This is a genomic window from Campylobacter sp. BCW_4332 (assembly GCF_001763175.1).
Classification (GTDB): domain Bacteria; phylum Campylobacterota; class Campylobacteria; order Campylobacterales; family Campylobacteraceae; genus Campylobacter_D; species Campylobacter_D jejuni.
The window spans coordinates 1-1,946 of the sequence record NZ_MJYF01000044.1; the positions used below are offsets into that span (position 1 = coordinate 1).

Below are 1,946 nucleotides of genomic sequence, written 5' to 3' on the forward strand. Positions count from 1 at the left end.
TATCCTTTTGCAATCAATTCGAAATTCATTAGCTTTGATTTAAAGAAAATTTTTTATGGCATAGATCTTTGCACAGGAGTTTTTGACACTCATTTTTCCTTTCATTATGAAATAGATCAAAAGCTTGAAGAAAATAAAGAATTTCTTTTAAAAAGACTTTTGTCTTATTTGATTATTGATGAGAAAAGAAATGCAACTGCTTTAGAGGATATAAAAGAACAAAAATATATTATAGATGATTATACTTTTTATTTTAAAGAGTTAAAATCTTTAGAACTTAAAAAATGCACTATATATCAACTTCCTTGTAATCATCCTTTGTTTAAAGAGTTTAGAAATAAAGAAAAGCAAATTAGTGCTTTTAAAAAGGATGAAGATAGTCCTATTCATGCTTACAATGAAGCTTTACAAATTTTACAAGATTTTGCTAATGGAATTTACAATACAAGTAAAGATAAAACAGGAAGATATATAGAAGATAAAAATAAAACCAGAAGATTACTAGAAAAACTCAATATCATAGGACAAAACAATCTTAAGGCTATGTATATAGGGATAAATGAAAATAAAGAAAGCTTGAAAGCTATAGACAAAAGAGAAAATAACACTAGCAAGGCAAGTGCAAATACTGATATCACATCAGAAACAAAAACTCCGCCTAATTTCATAGGCAGATTAGCTACTACTATAATCATAGAAGATGGTTTATATATGGGATAAATTACGAAAGGATAAACAATGAGCGAAACTTATGAGATTTATACACCCAATGGATTAACATTAGATGTGGAAAAAGATACCAATAAAATACTCTTTAAAGAAAATATTAAGCCCACAGGCAACTATACCGAAGAATATTCCAAAGCGGTTTTTAAATCTTATCATATTATGAAAAACTCCCCCTACAAAGACTATAAACCCCAATACCTAGATCCTAACTTTTATACAGGACAAAGTTCTACTTTACTTGAATTTAAAGATTGGCAAAGTATATATTTAAAAGATCCTATCAAAGGAGCTATAGCTCCTTGGACTAAAGCAGAAAAAGCTTATTATAAATCTTTAAAAACTAAAAGAGAAAGATATAAATATCTAATTATAAGAAGTGGTATAAGAAGCACTGTTATAGATATACCCTATGATGCTTATGCTAATGTAGATGAAAAAGGATATTTAATCAATGAAGAATACGCCTATATTTATGATGAAGTTAACAATAATAAAGAAACCTTAAAATCTTCTCTTTTTAGACAAGAATGGGGTATAGCAGCAGGAATACTAGGAAAACCTGAATATTTTGTGCGTTCTAAAAATCATGGCTTTAATGCCAGAATGATACAATGTTTTATTTTATATATTCAACTCACAGGTGGAGGATATGAAGAATTAGGTATAAAAAGAGGAATTTATAATTATGCTGATAATCTTTTAGAAATAGGTATAGGTATGGCAGGGATACATAAAAATCCTTTAAGGGCCAAATTAGTAAAAGATTTAGCTAAAACTATACAGCCTGATGAATTTGGTATGCTTCCTTTTATAGATGAGATTATGGGAGTAGATTGGGTGATTGATTTAAATAAATATGATTTTGCCTATGATGAAGAAGGCAGGATCATTTGGGCTTTATATAATGATATTAAAAAAGGCAAATTAAAAGATCCAAGAGATATAGATTCTACTCCTGAAAGTAGAAATAAATTTGATGATGCTATGGATGGATACGAAAATGGAATGGTAACAAGATTTGATGTAGATACTCCAAATGATTGGAGTGAACAACAAGCTACTTTATTCAAAGATACCCTAGTATTAAGCGCCAAACTAGCAGCCCTAACCCCACCTCAAGGCTATCCTAATGCCCCTTATTATTTTACACCTGAAAGATTAGAATGGATTTATAAAAGAGGATATTTAGACAAACTCCTTGATCCAAGAATTCCTGC

Annotated in this window: 1 protein-coding gene and 1 pseudogene; both read left to right on the forward strand. The window is 29.3% G+C overall.

From position 1 onward, the window contains the following. A pseudogene (locus AJN64_RS04375) lies at positions 1–720 on the forward strand (hypothetical protein); the annotation flags it as partial. An 18-nt stretch (positions 721–738) separates the two neighbouring features. Further along, positions 739–1,946, forward strand: a 1,208-nt coding sequence (locus AJN64_RS04380) for a hypothetical protein (protein WP_070292738.1), incomplete at its 3' end; no start/stop codon positions are given.